The 2,306-nt window shown below is 64.7% G+C and carries 1 pseudogene; it reads left to right on the forward strand.

The window, feature by feature from the left end:
* Positions 1–447, forward strand: a pseudogene (locus IFT45_RS16620) (hypothetical protein); the annotation flags it as partial.
* Positions 448–2,306 lie beyond the last annotated feature (1,859 nt).

A 2,306-nucleotide genomic window follows, 5' to 3' on the forward strand; every position in this document is an offset into this window, starting at 1 on the left:
ATGCTGGGCCTGATGGTGCCGCTGATGATGGCGACCCTGTTCACCGTCGTGGCCTCGCAAGCGGGAGCCGTCGGGGACTCCCTGGGGCAGCTGCTCGTGCTGGTGCCGATCTACGCCGGGTTCCTCGTCGTTATGGCAGCGCTCGGCGTTGGTGCCGGCCGCATCTTCCGGCTCGACGTGCCAGCGACCCGTGCTTTGGTGTTCAGCGGTGCGACCAGGAACTCGCTCGTGGTTTTGCCGCTCGCGCTGGCCTTGCCGTCATCGCTGTCGCTTGCCCCGGTGGTTGTCGTGACCCAGACGCTCGTCGAACTCATCGGCATGGTGATCTTCGCCCGGCTCATCCCTCGCCTAGTCCCGAGCCAGGGCCGCGAGACTAGACCCGAGCCAGCCAGCCAGCCAGAGAAGCGTCTCGATAGACGGTTTAAGACGACCAACTCCCGACGGTAAGCGTCCATGTCCCGACTGCCCTAGGACTGTGCCGCGTGCGAGCGAATGCGTGAGGCGAGCTTCGTGTCCCGAGCCAGCGCAGTAACCGGGGATCCCCAACGGCCCTGCCCCCACCGCTCCTCGGTCACGGCCACAGCCAGTCGTGCCCGCCCCCACACTCTGACTCAGCATTCGGCGGTCGCCGAACCATGACGTCAGAGCCTTATGACAGGAGGATATTCCGGCTGAACGTCGTGAGTCCGAGCCTGCACTCATCGTGCAGAACGCGCGAACCCGCTTTTCGCGAGTCGCATTGCCGCGCATGAACCGAGATGCAGTTCGCTACCGATTGCTCTCAACGAGACCCAGAACTCATAGAACTGTCGCAGGCAGCCGAGGCCGAGGTCCGATGGCGATTCCCAGAGTCTTCTGGAATGACCCCGTGGGCAACCGTGCGTCACTTCGTCGACCGGGTCGGTTCAGCGCGAGCGGGATTCCTCATCGTGGAGCCCGCCGTCAAGACGGGCGACACGTACCGATGGGCTCAGTGCACCGGCGGCAGCCGCACTCCACTACTCGTCGAGGTGGGCTTCGACAGCGGCGTAGGGATCGTCGCCCCGGCTGGCTCACCGTCTGCCGAACCGGTTGTCGCGACATACGCGAGTGGCGTCAAGCCGCGCGGCTCGGTTGCCCAGCCTGAGATGGCGGCTGGCCAGCCCAATGCGCAAATATGCGCATGTTCGTCGGGGAGCAGGTGCGGTCTACAGCAGCACGCACCAGGCGTCTGCTCGGCAAGATCTTCGACCTAACCGCCGGATTCGAGTGCCGTTCGAGAGATGGAAACAGAAGCCGGCGAAAGCCCCGCGGCTTCGAAGATGTCGGTGCGAGACATCTCGCTTGACGCGAATCGCCACCCCAGTTCGGCACTGACGCGTCAGAGGGCTCCGATACGGGCCCGTGCGTCGCGCTCGAGAATATTCCGCTCGCTTTGGGCCCTTGCACGGTTAGTTACTGAACACTGCAGCTGGTCGTGAACGTGATCCCAACGAACAGCCACGTCGATGCGCCTACTACTCGCCTCCTCCACGTAGGTGAGACTACCGAGAGGTGCCCCGCCCTTTAAACCTACGTTGACTGTCTGCAAGCGCCACCCCGGTGCCACCCACATGGTGTCCATGCCCCAGACGACTACGCCGTCGCCGTTTCCATAGACGCCGCGCACCCGGTGCTGCCCATCCTGTAACGCTTCACTGCCCATGTGCTCCCCCTGGTTGCTGGCGGTTGACCTTGCAGCCGATGTTCTTGGACCTCGTCGGCTTCGCACGCTTACGCGCCTTGCCACACGAAAATGCTGGACGCGTCAGCCAAGGCCTCAAAGACGCCAGGCCCGCCGTCCGCTGCGCGCCGGTACGCGTCGTAGGAACGGTGTGTTCTGGGGCCAGCGTAGTCATCCGGTTGGGTCCGCCCCAGACGAACTTCCGCCCGGGTCGGGGTGTGTCCGTCGAAGCGTCCGTTGGTGGTCCTGGGCTGCTCGTCATTGGTCATGGTTCCTATGTGTGCGGCGAGTGATTCTTCTAGGCGCTGTGGCATGCGGAGGCCTTATACCGGAGTCGCGCTCGGGCCTGCGGAAACGAAGCAATGGGCACTAGTCCGTGGCTATGCCGGGATCGCTCTCCCTCAATACGTGGTGCGGCGGACCCCTGCGGATCCCTCCTTGCCTGCCCTTCGGTGGAGCGTTCGGTCCCCTAGGGGACTTTGGTCGCGCCAGACCCTGGGGCGCCCGGTCGCGCCCCGGAACACAGAGGGGACTTTGGTCGCGCCACGCCCTGCGACTCTTGTCGCGCCCCCGGAAACAGAGGGGACTTTGGTCGCGCCACACC

The sequence above is a fragment of the Frigoribacterium sp. CFBP 13707 genome, from assembly GCF_014842245.1.
Taxonomy (GTDB): domain Bacteria; phylum Actinomycetota; class Actinomycetes; order Actinomycetales; family Microbacteriaceae; genus Frigoribacterium; species Frigoribacterium endophyticum.